We start from the raw sequence: 3,167 nt of genomic DNA, 5'->3' as shown, positions 1-3,167 counted from the left end.
CGCCGCGGGAATATGTCCTGGATTACCTCGCCCATTCCTTCCCGGTGCAGCTCTACGAACCCTTCACCGACAGCGAGGGAAATCTCTCCTCCCGGCCCGTCGTGCGCGATGGCCAGCCGGTCGAATGTCGCGAGGCCGCCCGCAGGCGCGATGCGCTGATTGAGAAGCTGGCCTCGCTGCCGCCCGTGCCCGGGGCGCTCGATCAGATCGTCCAGCGCTTCGGCACCGATCTCGTGGCCGAGGTCACGGGCCGCTCGCGCCGCATCGTGCGCAAAGGCGAAGGGCATACCGCGCGGCTTGTCGTGGAATCTCGGGCTGGCTCGGCCAACCTGTCCGAGACCGCCGGCTTCATGGATGATCAGAAGCGTATCCTGATCTTCTCGGATGCCGGAGGCACGGGGCGCAGCTATCACGCCGATCTAGGAGCGAAGAACCAGCGCCTGCGGGTCCACTACCTCTTGGAACCAGGCTGGAAGGCCGATGCCGCCATCCAGGGTCTTGGCCGCACCAACCGCACCAATCAGGCGCAGCCGCCGCTCTTCCGGCCGGTGGCCACGGATGTGAAGGCAGAGAAGCGGTTCCTGTCGACCATCGCCCGCCGTCTCGACACACTTGGGGCGATCACGCGTGGCCAACGCCAGACCGGCGGGCAGGGGCTGTTCCGGCCCGAGGACAATCTCGAGTCCTCCTATGCCCGCGACGCTCTGCGCCAGCTTTACCGCCGCATCTATCGCGGCGATGTGGCTGGCTGTTCTCTCGGGGCCTTCGAGGATGCCACCGGTCTCAGCCTGACCGATGACAATGGTCTGAAGGACGACCTGCCGCCGATCACGACCTTCCTCAATCGCCTGCTCGCGCTGACGATCGACATGCAGGCCGTGCTCTTTTCGGCCTTCGAGCAATTGCTCGACCAGCGGATCGAGGGCGCCATCGCCGCCGGGGTCTACGACGTCGGGCTCGAGACGCTGCGCGCCGAGAGCTTCCGCGTCACGGATGCGCGGGTGATCTACACCCATCCCGGCTCCGGCGCCGAAACGCAGCTCCTGACTATCGCGGAAAAGCGGCGCAACACGCCGACCTCCCTCGTCGATGCGCTTGACTGGCTCGATGACCCGAAAGCGCGGCTTCTGGTCAACAGCCGCTCGGGCCGGGCAGCCGTGCAGGTACCTGCTACCAGCCTGATGCTTGATGATGGCACGATCGAGCCGCGCCTGCGCCTGATCCGCCCGACCGAGGCCAGCACGGTTCCGGCCAGGATGATGGAAGACACCCACTGGCTCGAGGCCGACCGTGCCGCCTTCGCTGCCGTTTGGACCGCGGAACTGGCCGAGGTGCCGGAGTTCAGCGAATCCACGCTACACATCGTGGCGGGTCTTCTTCTTCCGATCTGGAAGCAGCTCCCTCAGGACGAAACCCGGGTCTACCGGCTGCAGACTGATGACGGCCAGCGCATCATCGGCCGCCGGGTCTCGCCCGCCTGGGTGGCGACCACGCTGGCCAATGACGCGCCGCAACTCACGGCGGCGCAGGTCCATACCCTCGTGCTGGAGGGAAAGACCGTGGTGCGGCTCTCGGAGGGAATGGAGTTGCACCGGTCCCGCGTCATGGGCGTGAACCGGATCGAGCTCTCGGGTTTCACCGAAGCCGCCAAGGACCGCCTCAAGGCCGATGGTTTCTTCTCCGAGATCATCAGCTGGAAGCTGCGTCTCTTCTGCCCGACAGACGCGAGCGGGGTCAAAGTGCTGGATCGTCTGCTTGCGCGTTGTCCTGTGACGGACCTACATGCACGCAGAGGTTGTTGAGCCATGTATTCCGAGACCGAAGACGTGATCCGCGCTCTTGCGGAAAATGCCGAGGGCGTCTGTCGCGCCTACCTTCCCGCTGGACGGCGGGAAGGGTCCTACTGGATCGTGGGCGATCTGCAGAACAATCCCGGCCGGTCGCTCTTCGTGCGGCTGACCGGGCCTGCATCAGGGCCGGGCGCGGCCGGCAAGTTCACCGACGGCGCCACGGGTGAGCATGGTGATCTTCTCGACATCATCCGAGAGCGGACCGGGATCTCCCGCTTTCCCGATCTTCTGGCCGAGGCCCGGGCGCATCTGGGCCGTCCGCAGCCGGTCCTTCCGGATGCCCCCATGGCAAGGAAGTCGAAGGCCCCCGGTGGCACACCAGCGGCGGCAGCGCGGCTCTTTGCAGCCTCGGTGCCGGTCGCAGGCACACTTGCCGACACCTACCTCCGCTCCCGGGGCCTGACCCAAAGCGGTAGGATGAGCGCCCTTCGCTTCCACCCGAAGTGCTGGCATCGGGATGAGGGCCAGACCCGGCGCCTCCCCCGACCGGCGCTGATCGCTGCGGTCACTGATGGGGCGGGCCTGTGCCAAGGCGTGCATCGCACGTGGCTCGCGCCTGACGGACAGGGAAAAGCGCGGGTCGAGACGCAGCGGCGTGCCATGGGTCACCTCCTCGGCAATGCCGTCAGGCTGACCCCGCATGACGACATCCTCGTCATCGGCGAAGGCATCGAGACCATGCTGTCGCTAGTGGAGGCCGTACCCGACCTTCCCGTATGGGCGGCGCTCTCGTCGGGTCACCTCGGGGCCGTCCGGCTGCCGGAGGGGCTCCAGCGCCTCTACATCGCCATCGACCGCGATCCGGCGGGGAGACGCGCGGCGGAGAGATTGACCTCCAGAGCCACCGAGGTCGGGATTGCCGTTCGGGTGCTGGAACCGAGGCTCGGAGATTTCAACGATGATCTCCGCGCGTACGGCAAAGAGGCGCTGCGCCACTATCTGGCAGGGCAGATCGGGCTCGAGGATCGGCATCGCCTGTCAGGCTGAGCTGCATCGTGCCGGGGGCGGTCGGGGACAGCGGGGCAGGGGTCCTGCAGCCCTGTAGTGGCTGTGGATTGTCGCCTTTTGCCTCTTCCCGGGCAATCTCATCCACCCGTCCCCCGAGCGGCCTTCAAGAGATGGGCAGGCGGCCGTCAAAGGGGCCGCCCCTTCAAGGACGGGGGGCAACTGATTTCCGCCGGCGGGGACGAGCCCCGCCTTTGCATCGCGAAGCATATGTGGACACCCCCTTCGTCAAGTCTTTCCTCAATGCGTGTCGAATCCGGTTGGGTGCTTGCATATGTCCGGCCTCGTAGTGCGGCCGGTCGGCCGCGGGCC

At 66.7% G+C, this 3,167-nt stretch carries 2 protein-coding genes; both read left to right on the top strand.

What is annotated here, in order from left to right; all coding sequences use genetic code 11:
* On the top strand, positions 1 to 1,802 hold a 1,802-nt coding region (locus tag ACO2Q5_RS23795), incomplete at its 5' end, for a strawberry notch C-terminal domain-containing protein (RefSeq protein ID WP_423295693.1).
* A 3-nt stretch (positions 1,803 to 1,805) separates the two neighbouring features.
* On the top strand, positions 1,806 to 2,837 hold the full coding sequence (locus ACO2Q5_RS23790) for a DUF7146 domain-containing protein (protein WP_423295691.1): 1,032 nt from the start codon (positions 1,806 to 1,808) through the stop codon (positions 2,835 to 2,837).
* The last annotated feature ends 330 nt before the right edge of the window (positions 2,838 to 3,167 follow it).

The sequence above is a fragment of the Neotabrizicola sp. VNH66 genome, from assembly GCF_049445895.1.
GTDB lineage: Bacteria > Pseudomonadota > Alphaproteobacteria > Rhodobacterales > Rhodobacteraceae > Pseudogemmobacter.
This window is presented reverse-complemented; position numbering and strand designations above follow the sequence as displayed.